Raw genomic sequence first — 18,789 nt, 5'->3', positions numbered from 1 at the left:
GGTGGGGATTTCCCGTCGGGCTCGCGCCCGGCAGTTCCTGTTTCTTCTCCCCCGGAAGGGAGGTTTCGTCGGATGCCTCGCCGACTAACGTCGGGTCGGTCTTACGCCAGCTCCACAGGCCGTGACCGCCTGCCCGGCGGCCAGGATGTTGCGCGCGGCGTTCACGTCGCGGTCGTGCCGTGCCCCGCATCCGGGGCAGGTCCACTCCCGCACCCGCAGCGGCAGCAGGTCGAGCAGGTGCCCGCAGGCCGAGCAGGTCTTGCTGGAGGGAAACCACCGGTCCACCACGACCAGGTCACGCCCGTACCAGCCGCACTTGTACTCCAGCATCGACCGCAACTCCGACCACGACGCGTCGGAGATCGCACGCGCCAACGACCCGTTGCGCAGCATGTTGCGAACCGCCAGATCCTCGACCACGACCAGGGAGGTGATCCCCGCAGCGGCGCCCACCACGCGATCTGTGGGCGGGGCGTGGGCGACGGTGGTCTCGACCAGGATCGACACGTGCCACCGGCCGGCCGGGTCACGCGACACCGTCACCGTGGACGGCTCCGCACCCTCGGGCAACGGCCGCGACCACACGACGTCCAACGGCCCGTCCATCTTCGCCAGGGTGAGCCGGCCGTCGCGCCAGCGGAACGCCGACCGGGTGTACTCCGCCGACGCCCTGCCCCGCTTGCGGGACTTGAACCTCGGATAGCGGGACCGCTTCTCCCAGAACGCGGCAAACGCGGTCTGGAGGTGCCGCAACGACTGCTGCAACGGCACCGACGACACCTCGTTGAGAAACCCCAGGCCGTCGGTCTTCTTCCACTCCGTCAACAGCGCCGATGTCTGCACGTAGTTCACCCGACGCCGCTCACCGAACCACGCCGCAGTGCGGGCCTCCAACGCCCGGTTGTAGACCAGACGCACACACCCGAACGTGCGCAACAACTCCACTTCCTGCGCCGCAGACGGAAAGAAGCGGTACCGGAACGCCCGCTTCACCACCGACCCCGACACCATGATTCACATCAACAGCCAGCGAATCAGCCTTGCCGATGCGGTCGAGCATCGGTTTCCTCCCCGGCATGAACACCGGGGTATCCACCGACAGGAGCCCAGATGAAACGAACTTGTGGTGTGTTACTGGTAAGCGCGCTCGCGCTCGGCGTGATGAGCACGCCCGCGGCACTGGCGGCGGCCGGTCCGCCGCTGCCGGTGACCGGTGTCGTGGCGAGCGGCCATGACGGCAACGTCCCGGCCAACACCCTCGACGGCGACCCGGGCACCCGCTGGTCGGCCGAGGGTGACGGTGTGTGGATCCGGTACGACCTGGGCACGTCCCAGACCGTCGGCTCGGTGTCCCTCGCCTGGCACCAGGGCAACACCAGGAAGCAGACCTTCGACGTCCAGCTGTCCGACGACGGGACCTCGTGGAGGACCGTCATGGCGCGCAAGGTCAGTAGTGGCGCCACGGTGCAACCCGAGGCCTACGACTTCTCCGACAGCGCCGCGCGGTACGTGCGCGTCGTCGGCTACGGCAACACGTACAACGACTGGACCAGCATCACCGAGACGGCGGTCAACGGGGCCGACGGAGGCGGCGGCGGCACGTGCCGCTACCCGGCCGACGTGCTGGACCTGACGAACTGGTACATCGGGCTGCCGATCGGCGCGGAGGAGAGCCCGACCAACATCAAGCAGCCGGAGCTCGACACGTACTCGATCGACCCGTGGTTCACGCCGACCCCGGAGTGCGACGCGGTCCAGTTCCGGGCCGCCGTCAACGGGGTCACCACCAGCGGTTCGAGCTACCCGCGCTCCGAGCTGCGCGAGATGACGGACTCGGGCAGCACCAAGGCGAGTTGGTCGTCCACGTCCGGCACGCACACGATGGTGGTCGAGCAGGCCATCACCGCACTGCCCGACGACAAGCCGCACGTCGTCGCCGGGCAGATCCACGACGGCAGCGACGACGTCTCGGTCTTCCGGCTCGAAGGCGACGACCTCTACATCACCAACGGCGACACGTCCCACCACAAGCTCGTGACCGGCAACTACGTCCTGGGCACCAAGTTCCAGGCGAAGTTCGTGGTCAGCGGCGGCCAGATCAAGGCCTACTACAACGGCGTGCTCCAGACGACGATCTCGAAGAGCTTCACCGGCGGCTACTTCAAGGCCGGCGCGTACACCCAGGCCAACTGCGGCAACTCGACTCCGTGCAGCGCCGACAACTATGGGCAGGTGGAGATCTACGGCCTGACCGTGACCCACGGCAGTGCCGGCGACCCGGGTGGCCCCGGCGCCGACCGCACCGTCAACGTCGCGACCTCGGCCCAGCTCCAGAGCGCGTTCACCAACGCCCAGGCCGGTGACCGCATCGTGCTGGCGAACGGCAACTACACGATCGGCAAGCTGACCGGGAAGAACGGGACCGCGGCCAAGCCGATCACCGTCGTCGCGGCGAACCGCGGCCAGGCGGTGATCACCGGTGGGCAGCTCGAAGTGGCGAACTCGTCGTACGTGACGATCGACGGCCTCAAGTGGACCAACAGCGACACGCTGAAGATCACGAGTTCGAACAACGTGCAGCTGACCCGCAACCACTTCCGGCTGACCGAGGAGTCGTCGCTGAAGTGGGTGATCGTCCAGGGCGCGAACAGCCACCACAACCGCATCGACCACAACCTGTTCGAGGAGAAGCACCAGCTCGGCAACTTCATCACGATCGACGGTTCGGCGACCCAGCAGTCGCAGCACGACCTGATCGACCACAACCACTTCCGCAACATCGGGCCGCGGGCGACCAACGAGATGGAAGCCGTTCGGGTCGGCTGGAGCGGGATCTCGCAGTCGAGCGGGTTCACCACCGTCGAGTCGAACCTGTTCGAGAACTGCGACGGCGATCCCGAGATCATCTCGGTGAAGAGCAACGACAACACCGTCCGCTACAACACGTTCCGCACCTCACAGGGCACGTTGTCGCACCGCCACGGCAACCGCGGCGCGTTCTACGGCAACTTCTTCCTCGGTGAGGGCAAGGCCGGAACCGGCGGGATCCGGATCTACGGTCAGGACCACAAGGTCTACAACAACCACTTCGAGGGCCTGACGGGCACCGGCTACGACGCCGCCATCCAGATCGACGGCGGTGACGTGGACACCTCGGGTGCGTTGAACGCGCACTGGCGGGTCTACCGGGCGACGGTCGTGAACAACACGTTCGTCGGCAACGTGTCGAACATCGAGGTCGGCGCCAACTACACCCTCGCGCCGGTCGACTCCGTCATCGCCAACAACGTGGTCGTGGGCAGCCGGGGCAAGCTCTTCAACGAGCTCAAGACGCCGGTGAACGCGACCTACGCCGGGAACATCGGCTGGCCGACCGGAACGGCGACCATCGGCGCCGCCAAGCCCTCCGGCGCCATCCGCGTGGTCGATCCGCTGCTGGCCCCTGACGGGGCGGTGCACCGGCTCGGCGCGGCCGGCCCGGCGATCGACACCGCGGCCGCCGGCTACCCCTTCGTGACCGACGACATGGACGGCCAGGCTCGCACGGGCGTCGCGGATGTCGGCGCGGATGAGCAGTCGTCGGCCGCGGTCACCCGCGGCCCGCTCGGCTCGGCCGACGTCGGTCCGAACAGCGCCTGACCGGGTGCTCGTCTGGTGGGTGGCAGCTCCCGCCCACCAGACGGGCCAACGGCGTCCGGCCGCTCAACGGTCGCGGGCGGCGGCCGAGGGCGGCAGGCTGAACATCGATCGAGGCGTGCGCGGACCGGGCAGCATCCCGGCGGCGTGGGCGGCGGCGTGGGCGGCGTGCAGGTAGAAGTCGACCAGCCTGCCATGCGCCGCATCACGGTCCGCCTCCGCGAGACTCCCGTGGGCGGGGTCAGCGGCGTGCAGGTAGAAGTCGACCAGCCTGCCATGCGCCGCGTCACGGTCCGCCTCGGCGAGGTCCCGGTGGGCGAGTTCGGCGGCGTGCAGCTTGATCAGGTGGTGCATCCGCCACTGGCCCGGCGCCTTCTGCTGCACGAGGTGCTTGTCCTCCAAGGCGTGCAGCACCGACCGCGTCGCCGGGGTGGTGCGGCCGACGAGGGACGCGGCGGCGGGCAGGTCGAGGTCGACCCCGGCGGCCACGCCGAGCAGCGCGAAGACCCGTGCCTGTTCGTCGGTCAGGGTGTCGTGCGACCAGGACAGCACCGCCGGCAGGCTGCTCGCCGGGTCGTCGTCGTCCAGCACCGCCAGGCGGGTGGCGACGTCACGCAGCTCGGCTGCCGGCGCGGCGAGCGGGAAATCCGGGTGAGCCGCCGCCCGACCGGCCACGATGGCCAGCGCCAACGGGAACCCGCCGCAGCACGCCAGCAATTCCCCCACCGCCGCCGGCTCGGCCGCCACCCGGTCCTCCCCCAACCTGCTGACCAGCACCTGCCGCGACTCCTGCTCGGTCAGCACGTCGAGCCGCAGCGGCTGGGCGCCGTGCCGGGTGACCAGGTCGGTCAGGCGATTGCGGCTGGTGACCACCACCGTGCACAGTGGGCTGCCCGGCAAGAGCGGCACCACTTGGTCCGAGCTGCGGGCGTTGTCGACGACGATGAGCATCCGCCTGTCGGCCACCAGGCTGCGGAACAGCCGGACCCGGGCGTCCAGGTCGGCCGGGATCGAGCGGGGAGCGATGCCGAGGGCTTCGAGGAAGCCGCGCACCGCCGCGGCGGGTGTCAGCGGAGAGCCCTCCTGGCTGAACCCGCGCAGGTCCACGAACAGCTGCCCGTCGGGGAACCGGTCCGCGTGCCGGTGCGCCCAGTGCAACGCCAGCCAGGTCTTGCCGATGCCGCCCGGACCACCGATGGCCGAGAGCACCAGCGTCCCGTCCGGGCCTGCTTCGCGGTCCAGCGCGGCCAGCTCACGATCGCGGCCGGTGAAACCCTTCGGGGGCGCGGGAAGCTGCCTCGGCACCACCGCGGCGCTCGCACCGGGAGCCACCGCGATCGGCGTCGTCACGGCGGGCGCGTCCAGCTCCGGGTCGTTGCGCAGCACCAGGTGGAACAGGCGGCGCAACTCGGGCCCCGGATCGGTGCCCGTTTCGGCGCTGAACGCCTGCCGCACGTCGTGGAAGACCCGCAACGCCTCCGCCGGGCGGCCCTCCCGGTACAACGCCAGCATCAGCAGCCCGTGCAGCCGCTCCCGCCAGGGGTGTGCCGCGACCAGCAGGCGCAGCTCCGGGACCACCGCCGCGTGCCTCCCGGTCCGCACCTCCCAGTCCAGGCTCTCCTCCAGCACCGACAGGCGCTCCTCGACCAGGGCCTGCTTGACCACGGCCAACTCCGGCGCGGTCACGTCCGCCAGCGGCTCACCCCGCCACAGGTCCAACGCCTGCCGCAACGCCGCCGCCCGCCCGTCGCCGTCGCCCGCCCTGACGACCAGCTCGCGGAACCGGTGGAGGTCGATCCGCGCCGGGTCCACCTCCAGGACGTAGCCCGCGGCCTGGTAGCAGAGGCGGACGTCCGGGTCGGCCGCCAGCATCCGCCGCAGGTCCGACACGGCCCTCTGCACCCCGTTGCGCGCCGTCCGGGGCGCCCCGTCGCCCTCCCACAACGCGCCGGTGATCCGGTCCAGCGGCACCACCCGACCGGCGTCCAGCAAGAGCATCGCCAGCACACAGCGCTGCTGGGCCTTCGCGATCCGGACCTCCCCGTGCCCGTGCCGCACCACCACCGGCCCCAACACCCCGAACTCCACGCGATCTCCGGTCAGTTCGACACGACCCGGAAGAGGTCGCCCTTGGTTTCCGCGGCACAGTGAACCCGGAGTCGACCGGGACCCCTCCCGGAACGGTGGCGTGCGGTCAGGAAGGCAGCTTCCCGGCAGCCACCGCCGCCAAGCCCCTGGCCTCGGGGCAGTACTCGATGCCCGGTAGATCGCCGTTCACCGTCAGCACCACCACGTCGGTGTGCGCCCGCGGCGGCAGGTTCGCCGGCAAGTGCGGAACCCTGACGGTGCAGCTCGTGCCCGAGCCGGCGTCCAGCTGGACGTACCCGGCGTGACCGCCCAGGTCGACGAGCTCACCCTCGTCCCGCTCTTGCGCCGGGCGCCGGTCGTAGCGCAGGTTGATGGCGCGCCCGCCGACCGTGCTGAACCACTTGCACGCCCAGTTCCCGAACACGTTCACGGCCGATCCGCCGCCGACCACGCCCACCGTGGCAAGTGCCTTGTCGTCCAGCAGCGCGCAGGCGTCGACATGGGCGAGCGAGCCGGCGGGGAACGGGACGGCACGCCGGGGAATCGGACCGCTGCGGAGCACGTCCAGCACGGTGCCCGTCGCCACGTCGGCCACCGCGCAGAGGTCCAGTGGCGGGTTCTCCAGCTTCGCCGTCACCCGCACCGCGTACCGGTCGTCCACCACCACGGTCCGGTCGCACTCGCCGCTCACCTGGGACTCCTCCACCACCTCCAGCGGTCGCCCCTGCACCGCACGTGACGCGCGGGTGATCAGCTGGATCTCCAGGTCCACCTGGTCCTTTGCCCGGACGTCGACCACGGCGTCACAGCGGTTGAAGTTGCCGTAGGTGGTGAACACCTTCGTCGGGCCGAACCGGCGCAGCTCGACCTTGTCGATCAACGCGCAGGGGTCGGCGGTGCGCTCGTCGCCGACGAGGCCGCCGGCGGATTCGTGCTGCTGTGCCGCCGGAGCTTGGTGCTGCTTGGTGAACACCACCGTGCCGACGGCCGCGACGACCATGGCCACCGCCGCGACCCTGACCGGGGGACGGTGCCGGAACGGCCGGCGGGCGGGGTGTTCGACCGGTGGCGCCGGGGGCTCCCAGTCGTCCACGAGGTCCTTGAGGCGCAACCGGACCTCGTCGGCGGTCGGCCTCCGGTTGGGCTGTGGCCGCAGCATCTCCGCCAGCAACGACGTGAGCGGACCCGCCTGGCGCATCGGCAGGGTCTCGCCGCGCCGAACACGTTCCAGCACCTCGAACGGCTCGCCGTTGCCGAACGGCGGCGTGCCCTCCACCGCGGCGAACAGCGTGGCGCCGAGCGAGAAGACGTCCGAGGCGCGGCCGGCCGGGTACCCGCCGGCCACTTCGGGTGAGGTGTACGCGGGTGTGCCGCTGATCCTGCCGTCGTCGGTCCGGGTCACCTCCCGCCAGAGGGAGATGCCGAAGTCGGTCAACTTGGCGAGGTCGTCATCGGTGACCAGGATGTTCCCCGGCTTCACGTCGCGGTGCACGATGTTCCGGGCGTGCACGGCGGCCAGCGCGCCCGCGATCTGGACACCGATCCTCGCCACCCGCTCCGGCGGCAGCGTCCCTTTCGCCGCCAGCGTCTTGTCCAGGCTTTCCGCCGGCAGGTACTCCATCACGAGCCAGCAGCCGTCGGTGTCCACGGTGTCGAAGATGGAGATCGCGTTGGGGTGGTGCACCTGAGCGGCGGTCTCCGCTTCGCGGTGGAACCGCGCCCGGTCGGTGTCGCTCGCCGTCGCGTGCGGTCGCTTGAGCGCCACCCGCCGTTTGAGCTTCCGGTCGAACGCGGTCCAGACGACGCCGCCGGAACCGGAGCCCCGGGCGTCCTCCAGTTCGTACCGCCCGTCGATCACATCCCCCGTGCGCACGCGCAGTAGTGTAGTAACTGCGTTGAGTGTGGTCATCGGCTTGTCCGGTATTGACCCGCGGACTACTTCACAGATCGTCCCGGTGGTCGTCGAGCAAGGCCAGGTCCGGTGGCACGAGGCTGGTGGACAGCACCAGCTCGCGCAGCAGGTTGTCGTTGAGCGTGTTGCCGACCGGTTCGCCGACCTCTTCGCGGAGCAGCCCGTGCACACCGGCGGCGGACAACCGGGCGCGGACGTCGGCGACCATGTGCTCGACGCGCTTGACGCTCCAGTTTGCATCCGGTTGCAGCTCCGCCAGCACCTGCGCGGCGTGCTGACGGGACACGGGCTGGGGGTTGGCCTCGTGCAGCAGGTAGCGCTGGCCCAGGACGACGAGCATGAGGTGCTCATCGGGCGTGAACCTCCATCGTGTCGGCGGCTGGGTCACCGAGTCGTGCTGCGGCGCCAGCTGCTTCGCCGTGCCGCCCGCGACGTAGAGTTCGAGCAGGTGCTCGCGGTCACGGGAGCCGCGGATGAACAGCGGCGTGTAGCCGTCGGGCAGCGGCACCGAGTCCTCGTCGGGGAACAGCCACCGGGTCCCGGGCATCCGGATCGGCAGCTGACCGGTGTTGGTGACCCACCAGCGGCCGTCGCGGCAGGTGAGCAGCCCGTGCCGGCGGCTGACCCGCAGGTCGGTCTCGCCGACGCACAGGTCGACGTGCGGGCGGTTGCGCCCGAACCGCACGGTCCGCCCCTCCGCGGGATCGGCGTGGATGCGCCCGGCCAACGCACGGGCGACGATGGCCCCCGGGGCGGCGTGCGGCACGCCACGGGCCAGGCTCTCGCGGTTCATCGGCCTCCCTTGTTTCGCGGACAGTGTGCCAACCTCACCGGGGACCGGTCCCGAACCCTGCCCGGTTCGTGATCCGCACGATCATCGACGCGACGAGATCGAGTTCACGGCCAAGCGGTGCCCGCGGCGATCCACTCCGACCACGGCGTCCCGTCCCCGGAGGGCATCCACTGTGGAACTGCTCCAGGGGGCGTTGCCGAAACGATTTTCGGCTGCCACAGTGCTGAGTAACGCACTCGCCCCCGGTCGCACCTGACCGGTCAGCGAGTCGATGCGTCCTTTTTGGACGATGCGTCCTCCGCCGCCATCCCGCGAGGCCTACACGCAACCCTGCCAGATCCCTGGAGGTCTGAGTGCCTGCAAAGAAGCTTGTCGCGATGATCGCGTCCGGAGCGACCATCGCTTCCGTCCTGGCGTTACCCGGCGCGGCGGCCGCGAACACCCACGCCGGCATCGCTCCGCACGCGCAGTCGACGCCGGCCGCGGAGCACTGCCACCGTGCCGACGAGTTCGCGCCCAAGCCTGAACTGGGCGATCGCGTGTGCGAGATGGGCGACGGCCAGTTCAAGGTGCGCACGGCCCACGGCGACCACACGACTCACATCGACGCCCCGCTTGCCAAGGACAAGGGCGTTCGGGACACGGTGAACTCGTCGGCGATCACGCCCCTGGCCGCACGCTCATACCACTGCGCTACGGACTCGTACCGGATCCAGCTCGTCTACATGATCCCCGCCGGCGCGCCCGACTCGTCGGCGACGATGGTCCCGTTGATGAGGCAGCACTTCATCCAGTCCAACGACATGGTGTCGAACCGCGCCGCGGAGTACGGCGGGGACCTGTCGCTGCGCGTCGCGTGCGACTCCGCCGGCCAGCCCGCCGTCCGCGTCCTGCGCAGCAGCCACAACAACAGCTCCATCTCCGCCATCGACCAGGAGGTCGCACGCCAGGGCCACCGGGCCACCGGTCAGGACAACGTCGTGTACTGGGGAGACGGTGGTTGCGGCGGCGGCGTCGCCTACGGCAGCGGCGACACACGGCCCGGCGTGGAGAACGGTGTCAACAACGCGCCCGGCATCGCGGTGATCTACGGGCGGTGTCCCTTCACCTACATGCTGCACGAGCAGGGGCACTCGATGGGCGCCGTGCTCCCGAACACGCCCAACAGCTCGGGCGGCGGTCATTGCAACGACGACGCCGACGTCATGTGCTACAAGGACGGCGGTCCGCGCTCGGGGAACTACCGCTCGAACGTGTGCCCGTCCCCGAACGGGAACCTGGACTACTACTGGGACTGCAACGTCAACGACTACTTCCACCCGAACCCGCCGTCCGGGTCGTTCCTGGCCACGAACTGGAACCTCGCCGGCTGCTCCAATCGCATGGTGTACCGCCCCAATTGCGGCGTGGCGCCGCCGACGGCGGGGGTCAACCGGCTCCAGTCGCACAACTTCCCGGACCGGTACGTGCGGCACGCCGACTTCGACGTCCGCATCGACCCGAACGTCGACCCCGCGCAGGACGGGCAGTTCCGCCTCGTCCCCGGTCTCGCCAACGGCTCGGCCGGGTGGGTGTCCTTCGAGTCGGTGAACTACCCGGGCCACTTCCTGCGGCACTCCGGCTTCGACTTCGGCCTCGTGCAGAACGACGGCTCGGCCGCCTTCCGAGCCGCCTCGACGTTCCGGCAGGTGGCCGGGTTGGCGGACGGTGCGGCGGCGTCCTTCCAGTCGCACGAGTTCCCGGACCGCTACGTCCGGCACAGCGGCTACCTGCTGCGCCTCGACCCGGTGGCCACGGCCACCGACCGGGCTGACTCGACCTTCCGGGTCGTGAGCTAGCGACGCCTGTGCACCGAGCATGGCGAAGCCCCTCCGCTGCGCCGGAAGGGCTTCGCCATGTGGACGCCCCGCCAGTGCGGTGCGCGGGGCGACGGCCGGCAGGCTAGGTTGCTCGGGTGAGTCTCCTCGATGACGTGGCCGAGCGCGACGGCTGGCGATGCTGGGTGTGCGACGAACCGGTCGATCCCGACATGTCGGTGAACGACCCCCGCGGGCCCAGCGTCGACAGCCGGACCACCGACCGGAAGGCCAAGATCGCCGAGCGCCTCGCCCACCGCGGGTGCAACACCCGCAAGGGCGCGGTCAAAGTGGTCATTCCCTGGCCGGACCGCCTGCACGTGGCCGAACCCGCCCCGCTGATCACCGTTGCCGACCGGCTGGAACGCAAGGGTGGCCGCGAGATGGTCGCCCGTTGTCCGACCAAACAGGACGCCCAGGAGGCGGCGGACTGGCTGGTGGACCGGTTCTCCCGACTGGCGCCAGGACTGCCGGTGACCGCGAACGTCGAGGCGGGCGGCGGCCAGTTCCTCGTCATCCTGGCCACCGGCCGCCGCTGAGCGGAGATCACCCAGCGCACCTCGCGTCGAACTGACGCTGTCAGACGCTGCGGCGGGTGAAGCGCTGGTTGGGGCCGGCGTTGTAGGTCCACTGGGCGATGCGGGCACCGTCGGCGGTGGAGTGCTCCCAGACGTCCATGGCGAGGCCGGACGCCCTGTTCAGGAGGCTGATCACGTCACCGCCGTGGTCGACCACGCGCCACTGCTGGCTGGTCGCGCCGGTGTCGGCCTGTTGCGTGACGTCGGTGCCGCTGCCGCCGGCCTGGAGGAACAGCCCGCTGTGGCGGGCCTTGATGCGGACGTGGCCGTCGCCGAGGTCCACGAACTCGAACTGCTGGTTGGTGCGGCTGGTGGTGGACCACTGGAGCAGTCGTGCGCCGGCAGCCATGGAGGCCGAGCTGATGTCGGCGACCTTGCCGCTGTGCTGCGCCACGAGGGTGTAGGTGCCCGGCACGGTGGGGGTGGTGCCGAGTTGGGCTTCCCACCGGGTGTTGGAGCCGGATGCGTCGGCGGGGAGGCGGTCGCGTGCGGCGGTGTCGCCGTACATGGTCCAGCGGGCCCAGTCGACGACGGTCCTGGGGAAGCGCTGGTCGCTCCAGAAGCTGGTGTGGCTGCCGCCGACGAAGGTGAGGAAAGCCTTGGGCCAGGCCATCTCCGTGTACGCCTGGCGGGCCGAGTTGTACCCCGTGAGGGTGTCCTTGTCGCCGTGGACGAACAGGACCTTGGCCGAGATCGAACTGGACGGGGTGCCCTGGTCGGTGCACGACTGCGGGTTGGCGGAGATGATCCGGCTGTCGGGCCAGGCGGTCAGCAGGCCGTGGGTGGTCATGCCGCCCAGCGAGTGGCCCGAGACGCCGACGCCGATCGAGGTGTTGATGTGCCCGGCCAGTGGCCCGCTCGTGTTGAGCGCGAGGGTGTTGGTGATGACCTGCGAGACGTCCTTCGGGGTGTTGCCGTTGCCGACGTCGCTCGGGTTGTGGTTGAAGTGCGGTGCGGGGACGATGAAGCCCGCCGAGGCCAGGGCCCGGATGATGAACAGGGAGTTCTGCGGGCTGCTGTCGTAGCCGTGGGTGAACTCGTAGACGGGGAAGACACCGTTGGCGACAGGGGCGTCGGTGATCGGGTTGCCGCCGGCGGTGCCGGTGGCGGGGTAGTAGACGTACGTGGTGCAAGGGCGGCTACCGCGGGTCCAGTTGTACCGCCGCACGCCGACCGCGAACGGCGTGGTCGGCGCCGTGGCCAGAGACCCGACGGGGGCGGCGAGCGCCTGACCGGCGCCGAGCAGTCCCAGGCTGAGGCCCGCCGCTCCGGCCGTGCCCACTCTGAGGAATGTCCGCCTTTGCATGCTCATGGAAGGCTCCTTCGGTACGGGGATCGTCGTGGGTGTCGGGACGGAGTGCAGCGGCGGAGTCGCTCAGCGGAGGCTGTGAACGTGCACAGTAGCTGGGTGTATCACGTATGTAAACACGTCAACTTCCTTGATATTGCTGGACAACAGCGTCGAAATAACGCTGTGCACGTTCCCAATCGATCAGCGTTCGACGGGGTCCCGGCGTGATGAGCGCCGTCTTGCGTCGAACGTTCGACGAAAGAGCGCCGCGGGCCGACCGACTGCACATTGACCGATCCAGGTGCGCCGATCCGACCTCTGTTCCCCGTTGCCGTTGACACCGAGACCACGGCGTTCGTACGGTCTCCCCCAGCATCGCCGGCGCCGGCGTGGAAACGTTTACCCCTTCGACTCGACGCCAGACGGGCCACCAGGGATGCCGACGTCCAGCAGCACGATCATCCCGGTCTGGTAGCTCATTGACAGGTGCCGCCGAACCTCTAAGCTGACCCTCGCAGCGTGTGAAAGCGTTTTAACCGCTCACCCTCGCCCTCGCCCGGCAGCTCCGGCCGGACGACGGGTCCACTGCCGCGCAGATCGCACGGGCCGACGACCTCGGCGCGTCCTTGCGCTTCCTCGACGCGTGACCCGAGTGAGTCCGCCTCGCCGGCCTCACCAGGAATCCCAAGGAGTTCCGATGCACCTCACGCCGCGATGGCGGACGTTCCGCAAGGGCTTCACCGGCTCGGCGATCCTCGCCGTCATCGCCGTGATCGTGCCCGGCACCGCCGCCGTGAGCAACGCGGCGGCGGGGAACACCTACTACGTCGCGCCCAACGGCAACGACAGCGCCGCCGGGACCCAGGCCGCTCCCTGGGCGTCCATCGCCCGCGCGCAGGCCGTCGCCACGGCGGGTGACACCGTCTACTTCCGGGGCGGGACCTACGCCTACACCCGCGCGACGACGGCCTGCTCCAGTCGGACGGCCCGGGTCGACGCGATCACCCTGAACAAGAGCGGCGCCTCGGGCAACCCGATCCGCTACTGGGCCCACCCGGGCGAGAAGCCGATCTTCACCTTCTCGGCCATGCGGGACGACTGCCGGATCAAGGGCTTCAACGTCACCGGCAGCCACCTCCACCTCAAAGGGCTGGAAGTCACCGGCGCGCCGCAGAACAACAACCTCAACGCCGAGTCCTGGGGGATCTGGATCTCCGGCAGCAACAACACCTTCGAGCTCCTCAACACCCACCACCACATGGGAACCGGTCTGTTCATCAACGGTGGCGGCGGCAACCTCGTCCTCAACACGGATTCGCACGACAACTACGACCTGCGCAGCTCGGACGGGCCCGGCGAGAACGCCGATGGGTTCGGTGCGCACTACACGCCCGCCGGTCGGCCCGCGAACGTGTTCCGGGGTTCCCGCGCGTGGTGGAACGCCGATGACGGCTACGACCTCATCTCCACCTACTCACCCGTGATCATCGAGAACTCATGGGCCTGGCGCAACGGCTACGTGCCGGGGACGACGACGCCCTCCGGCAACGGAGCCGGCTTCAAAGTGGGTGGATTCGGCGCCGATTACGACGCCGGCGCGGTGAAGCACACGGTCCGCTTCTCGGTGGCGTTGCTCAACAAGTCGCAGGGCTTCTACTCCAACCACCACCCGGTGGCCAACGACTACTTCAACAACACCGGCTACGGGAACCACCCCAACTTCGACATGCGGGGAATCAACTCGAGCGGCGCGTCCGTCGGCCGGGGCAACCTGCGCAACAACATCGCCTACAACGGCACCGCCACAGCGAACATGACCGGCACGAGCGCCTCGCACAACTCCTGGAACCTGGGCCTGCCCCTGTCGGACGCGCAGTTCCAGAGCGTGTCGACGTCCGGCTGGGACGCTCCGCGCCAGGCCGACGGCAGCCTCCCCGTGCTCCCCAACCTCCGCCTCGCCGCGAACAGCACCCTGATCGACAAGGGCACGAACGTCGGCCTGCCCTACCAGGGGTCGGCACCGGACCTCGGCGCCTTCGAGCAGTCGGGCGGCACACCACCGCCCGTGCGCTATGAAGCGGAGACGGCACCGGCGGTCTGCCAGGGCACCATCGACACCAACCAAGCCGGCTTCTCCGGCACCGGGTTCTGCAACGGCAACGCCGCTGTGGGCGCGTACGCCCAGTTCACCGTCAACGCGACGACAGCCGGCACGACAACGCTCGGCATCCGCTTCGCCAACGGCGCGAGCAGCGGTGCCGCGCGACCGGCGAACCTCGTCGTCAACGGGTCGACGGTGGCCGTGGTCTCGTTCGAGTCCACCGGCGCCTGGACGGCCTGGACCACCAAGACGCTCGCCACCTCCCTGAACGCCGGGAGCAACACCGTCCGCCTGGAACCGACCACGGCGGCCGGCCTGCCCAACATCGACTACCTCACCCTGTGAAAGGCAACGAGATGACCCGTATATCGCGCACCTCATCGAAGCGGCGCGCACTGACCGTGGCCGCATTGCTGTTCGCCTCAGTGCTGATGCCGCAATCGATGACGGCGGCGGCACAGCCCGTCGCCGAAACCGCACCGGCCGCCGCGGTCGCACCGGCCGCCCTGGACGCTCCTGGCGTCGAGGACGCCGCGGACGATCCCCACGGTCTCAAGAAGACGGTCGCCGACTACCGGACACGCATCCCGACCAAGTACACCACCGACTCCTGGAAGCCCTTCGCCAAGGCGCTGACCACGGCGGACGACGTCGCGAAGAGCCCCTCGGCAAGCACGGCGGAAGCCGCCGCGGCGAAGACGGCCGTGGTCACCGCCGCCGGCGACCTGGAGGCCGCGGACGAGGGCACGTTCCAGACCATCACCAACAACACCTTCTGGAACGACACCAGCGGCAACCCCATCTACTCGCAGGGCGGCGGGGTCTTCAAGTTCGGTGACACGTACTACTGGTACGGCGTGCACTACCGCGGTGCCGAGAGCTACCGGGCCAACCCGACGCGCAAGTACGACGGCGAAGTCTCGGTCGTGTCGATCCCGGTGTACTCGTCCAAGGACCTGGTGAACTGGAAGTTCGAGAACCGGGTCGCGACGCGCTCGACCGCGATCCACAACGGCAACACCCTCGCTTCGACAGGGTGGCTCGGGCGGCTCGGGGTCGCGTACAACGAGAACACCGGCAAGTACGTGCTCGCCGTGCAGGCCTACGTCGGAGGCGCGCACGGGGTGCTGCTCCTCCAGGGCAACACCCCCACCAGCAACTTCACCTACGGCTACTTCCAGGGCCAGGTCGTCAACTCGCCGACGACCGGCACCGGCGACCAGACCGTCTTCACCGACGACGACGGCAAGGACTACCTGATCTTCTCCAACCGCGAAGGACGTTCCCGCGGCTTCGTCAGCAAGTTCCGCGAGTCCGACTCGCTGCGGATCGAGCCCGGCGTGGAGATCCGCCGTGGCGACGGCCGCGAGGGCAACGCCATGTTCAAGCTCGACGGCAAGTACTACCACGCCGCCTCGGCCCTGCACGGCTGGAACACCTCGGTCAACTACGTCAACGAGTCGACCGGCGGCACCGTCCAGGGTTCCTACTCGGGTGAGTACGTCCTGTCCGGCACCGAGATGGACTACAGCCACGTCACCCAGACCGGGTTCTTCGTCACCGTGAGGGGCACCAAGCAGAACACGGTGATCTACGCGGGCGACCGCTGGGCGGATTTCGCCTGGAACGGCATCGGGTACAACCAGTGGGTGCCGATCACCAAGACCGGCGCCCGGCCCCAGTTCCACTCGGTCAGCCAGTGGCAGTTCAACGTCACGACCGGTGAGTGGCGCGTCGGTCCGGCGAACAACTACATCCTCAACCCCGACATCCAGGCCGACCGCATCATCGTCTCCAGTGTGCGGGGATGGCGGAACCTCGGCGGTTCGGTGACCAACGTCAACGGTGGTGTGAACGGGTCTCGCTTCGCCCTCCAGATGAGCAACAGCGGCGGCGTCGAGCAGCGGATCGAATCGGTGCCCGCAGGCACCTACACCCTGTCCTCGCACGCTCGGGGCAGTGCCGGACAGGTCGTGATCACCGGCGCCAACGGCAGCCAACGCACCCTCAGCATCCCGTCGTCGAGCGGCTGGGCCAAGCGCGAGCTCACCGGCATCGCGCTACCCAGCGGAGCCGCCACCGTCACCGTGCGGGCGTCGGGTTCGGGCGGCGTCATCGTCGACCAACTCTCGCTCGTGAGGACCGATGGGGGCACCACACCGGTGGGACAGCGCTACGAGGCGGAGACCGCGCCGGCGGTGTGCCAGGGCACGATCGACTCGAACCACACGGGCTTCACCGGAACCGGGTTCTGCAACGGCACCGCGGCTGTGGGCGCGTACGTCCAGTTCACCGTCAACGCGGCGCAGGCGGGCACGGCGACGCTGGGGGTGCGGTACGCCAACGGCGCGAGCAGCGGTGCCGCGCGACCGGCGAACGTCGTGGTGAACGGGACCACGGTCGGCACGGTGTCGTTCGAGGTCACCGGCGGCTGGAGCACCTGGAGCACCAAGTCCCTCACCGCCGCGCTGAACGCCGGCAGCAACACCGTCCGCCTCGAACCCACCACCGCCGACGGCCTGGCCAACATCGACCGCCTCGACACCGCCTAGCCGTCCGCCGACGCATGGAACACCGTCAGGAGAAGGACATGAACAGCAGACGTCCGGCCCGCGTCCTCGTGGGCCTGACAACGGTGGCCACCCTGGTGTCCTCAGGGCTGCTCGTGGTGGCCGGGCCGGCCGGTGCCACGTTCGGGACCGCGGACATCAAGCCGATCGAGAGCAACATCGCCGCCAAGCCCTGGTCTTCGGCGACGGCGGCCAGCGGCTCGGCGACCGCCGGGCTGGCCATCGACGGCGACCCGGCGACATCCTGGCGCCCCGATCGTGCCGGCGCGCGGCAGTGGCTGACCGTCGACCTCGGTGGCGCCTACGACAACCTGCGCAAGGTCAAGGTGGTGTTCCCCGAACGCGGTGTGGTCTACCGGTACGTCGTCGAGGCTTCATCCGACGGCCGCCGGTGGAAGACGATCGCCGACAAGTCCCACAACCGGGCCGCGTCGCGGGGAGAGGTGCACCTGTTCACCCGGCCGGCGACGCGCTACGTCCGGCTGACGTTCACGGGTGTGCCGGGCCACGCCCAGGCCGGTGTCAGCGAGATCCAGGTCCTGAACTACCTGCGCGACGACCTCGTCCTCGGCGCCGACCTGTCCTGGGTGGACGACCACCAGGACCGGCAGTACTGGGTCGACCCCCTGGCCGCAGACCGGGGCGCCGGGCCGCACCAGCTGGACGTGGTCAAGGACCGTGGCATGCAGTACGCCCGGCTGCGGGTGTTCAACGAGCCGCGCAGCGAGAGCACCGGCGAACCGAACGCGGTGCCGCGCCAGGGTCCGCAGCGCACGCTGACCTCGGCGCAGTGGATCAAGCAGCGGGACATGGGCCTGGGCATCGACTACCACTACGCGGACTCGTGGGCGGACCCGAGCAAGCAGCCGAAGCCGCGCGCCTGGGCCGGGCTGGAGTTCGACGACCTGAACCGGGCGGTGTACGACTTCACCGCCGACCACCTGCGCCAGTTGGTCCGGCAGGGCACCACGCCGGACAAGGTCGCGGTCGGCAACGAGATCATCAACGGTTTCATGTACGGCAGCGAGGCGGCCCTCATCGGCACGGTGAACCCGCCGTACTTCGTCGACCAGGCCGACGTCTACCAGTCGAAGCCCGGCGGTGGCCTGCTGTGGAAGTACTGGGGTTCGACCGACGCGGTCGAACAGCAGCTCTACGACCAGGCGTGGGACCGGTTCACGACCCTGGCCGCCTCCGGGATCAAGGCGGTCCGCGACGCGTCGCCGAAGTCCAAGGTCGAGATCCACGTGATCGTCAACAAGGACCGGCTCGCCAAGACCATGGAGTTCTGGCACCAGTTCCTCACCCGGGTGAAGGCGAAGGGCCAGAACCCCGATGTGCTGGCCATTTCGTACTACTCGGAGTGGCACGGCACGCCCGAGGCGCTCGACATCAACCTGAACACCATGGCCACGACATACCCCGACTACGAGATCGACATCGCCGAAACCGCCTACCCGGCCTCCGGCGGCGACGGCTCGCCGATGCCCAACTCGCCCTTCCCCCGGACGATCCAGGGTCAAGCGGACGCCATCCAGCGGGTTTTCCAGGCCGCGAACGACGTGGTCGACAACAAGGGCGCCGGAGTGCTCGTGTGGGAGCCGGTCGGCTACCAGACGATGTTCCGGGCCGTGCCCGGACTGACGAACACGTGGGAGCCGCACGCGTCCATCAACGTCTTCAACGCCAGCCGTGCCAAGCACATCCTCCAGGACACCGTCCACACCGCCACCGGGGTGCGTGCCGCTCCGAGGCTGCCCTCCTCCGTCCACCTGCTCACCACCGCCACCGACAAGATCACCCACATCCCCGTCCGCTGGCAGCCGTTGCCGGCCGGCGCGACCGACAAGCCGGGTGAGGTGACCGTCGCCGGCATGACCGACGCAGGACCGGTCACCGCGGTCATCGACGTCGTAACCGGACGCGGCGGCCACTGACCGGGGCAGTATTCTCGAATACCGTTT

Annotated in this window: 11 protein-coding genes; 6 read left to right on the top strand and 5 right to left on the bottom strand. The window is 69.5% G+C overall.

Going from position 1 to position 18,789, the window contains the following annotated elements; all coding sequences use genetic code 11:
- Positions 1-84: 84 nt before the first annotated feature.
- The gene (locus F4560_RS08080) at positions 85-1,011 is read right to left on the bottom strand and encodes an RNA-guided endonuclease InsQ/TnpB family protein (RefSeq protein WP_184918232.1); all 927 of its coding nucleotides are present in this window, start codon (positions 1,009-1,011) and stop codon (positions 85-87) included.
- Positions 1,012-1,128: 117 nt separating this feature from the next.
- On the opposite strand from F4560_RS08080, the gene F4560_RS08075 reads away from it, so the two are divergent.
- Positions 1,129-3,639: a chondroitinase-B domain-containing protein gene (locus F4560_RS08075; protein ID WP_312868799.1), complete on the top strand. Its 2,511-nt coding sequence runs from the start codon at positions 1,129-1,131 to the stop codon at positions 3,637-3,639.
- Between the two features lie 63 nt (positions 3,640-3,702).
- Here F4560_RS08075 and F4560_RS08070 read toward each other — a convergent pair whose 3' ends face one another.
- From F4560_RS08070 to F4560_RS08060, 3 genes are all read right to left on the bottom strand, one after another.
- Positions 3,703-5,724 (bottom strand): AfsR/SARP family transcriptional regulator, encoded by a 2,022-nt coding sequence (locus tag F4560_RS08070; protein WP_184918228.1) that lies wholly within the window; start codon positions 5,722-5,724, stop codon positions 3,703-3,705.
- Positions 5,725-5,830: 106 nt separating this feature from the next.
- Positions 5,831-7,597: a serine/threonine-protein kinase gene (locus F4560_RS08065; protein WP_184918226.1), complete on the bottom strand. Its 1,767-nt coding sequence runs from the start codon at positions 7,595-7,597 to the stop codon at positions 5,831-5,833.
- 67 nt (positions 7,598-7,664) lie between these two features.
- Positions 7,665-8,429: an FHA domain-containing protein gene (locus F4560_RS08060; protein WP_184918224.1), complete on the bottom strand. Its 765-nt coding sequence runs from the start codon at positions 8,427-8,429 to the stop codon at positions 7,665-7,667.
- A gap of 377 nt (positions 8,430-8,806) precedes the next feature.
- On the opposite strand from F4560_RS08060, the gene F4560_RS08055 reads away from it, so the two are divergent.
- Both F4560_RS08055 and F4560_RS08050 read left to right on the top strand, forming a co-directional pair.
- On the top strand, positions 8,807-10,267 hold the full coding sequence (locus tag F4560_RS08055; RefSeq protein WP_246477755.1) for an AbfB domain-containing protein: 1,461 nt from the start codon (positions 8,807-8,809) through the stop codon (positions 10,265-10,267).
- 116 nt (positions 10,268-10,383) lie between these two features.
- Complete coding sequence (locus F4560_RS08050) at positions 10,384-10,824, top strand: hypothetical protein (protein WP_184918222.1); 441 nt, start codon at positions 10,384-10,386, stop codon at positions 10,822-10,824.
- A gap of 40 nt (positions 10,825-10,864) precedes the next feature.
- Here the strand turns inward: F4560_RS08050 and F4560_RS08045 are convergent, their stop codons facing one another.
- Positions 10,865-12,175: an RICIN domain-containing protein gene (locus tag F4560_RS08045; RefSeq protein WP_184918220.1), complete on the bottom strand. Its 1,311-nt coding sequence runs from the start codon at positions 12,173-12,175 to the stop codon at positions 10,865-10,867.
- A 676-nt stretch (positions 12,176-12,851) separates the two neighbouring features.
- On the opposite strand from F4560_RS08045, the gene F4560_RS08040 reads away from it, so the two are divergent.
- From F4560_RS08040 to F4560_RS08030, 3 genes are all read left to right on the top strand, one after another.
- On the top strand, positions 12,852-14,600 hold the full coding sequence (locus F4560_RS08040) for a right-handed parallel beta-helix repeat-containing protein (RefSeq protein WP_184918217.1): 1,749 nt from the start codon (positions 12,852-12,854) through the stop codon (positions 14,598-14,600).
- 86 nt (positions 14,601-14,686) lie between these two features.
- Positions 14,687-16,807, top strand: coding sequence for a carbohydrate-binding protein (locus F4560_RS08035; protein WP_221483397.1), 2,121 nt, complete (start codon positions 14,687-14,689; stop codon positions 16,805-16,807).
- 38 nt (positions 16,808-16,845) lie between these two features.
- Entirely contained in the window at positions 16,846-18,762 is a 1,917-nt protein-coding gene (locus F4560_RS08030) for a glycosyl hydrolase 53 family protein (RefSeq protein ID WP_184918214.1), read from the top strand.
- Positions 18,763-18,789 lie beyond the last annotated feature (27 nt).

Source organism: Saccharothrix ecbatanensis, assembly GCF_014205015.1.
Lineage (GTDB): Bacteria > Actinomycetota > Actinomycetes > Mycobacteriales > Pseudonocardiaceae > Actinosynnema > Actinosynnema ecbatanense.
The sequence above is the reverse complement of the archived record's forward strand: the minus strand, read 5'-3'. Positions and strand labels throughout refer to the sequence as shown.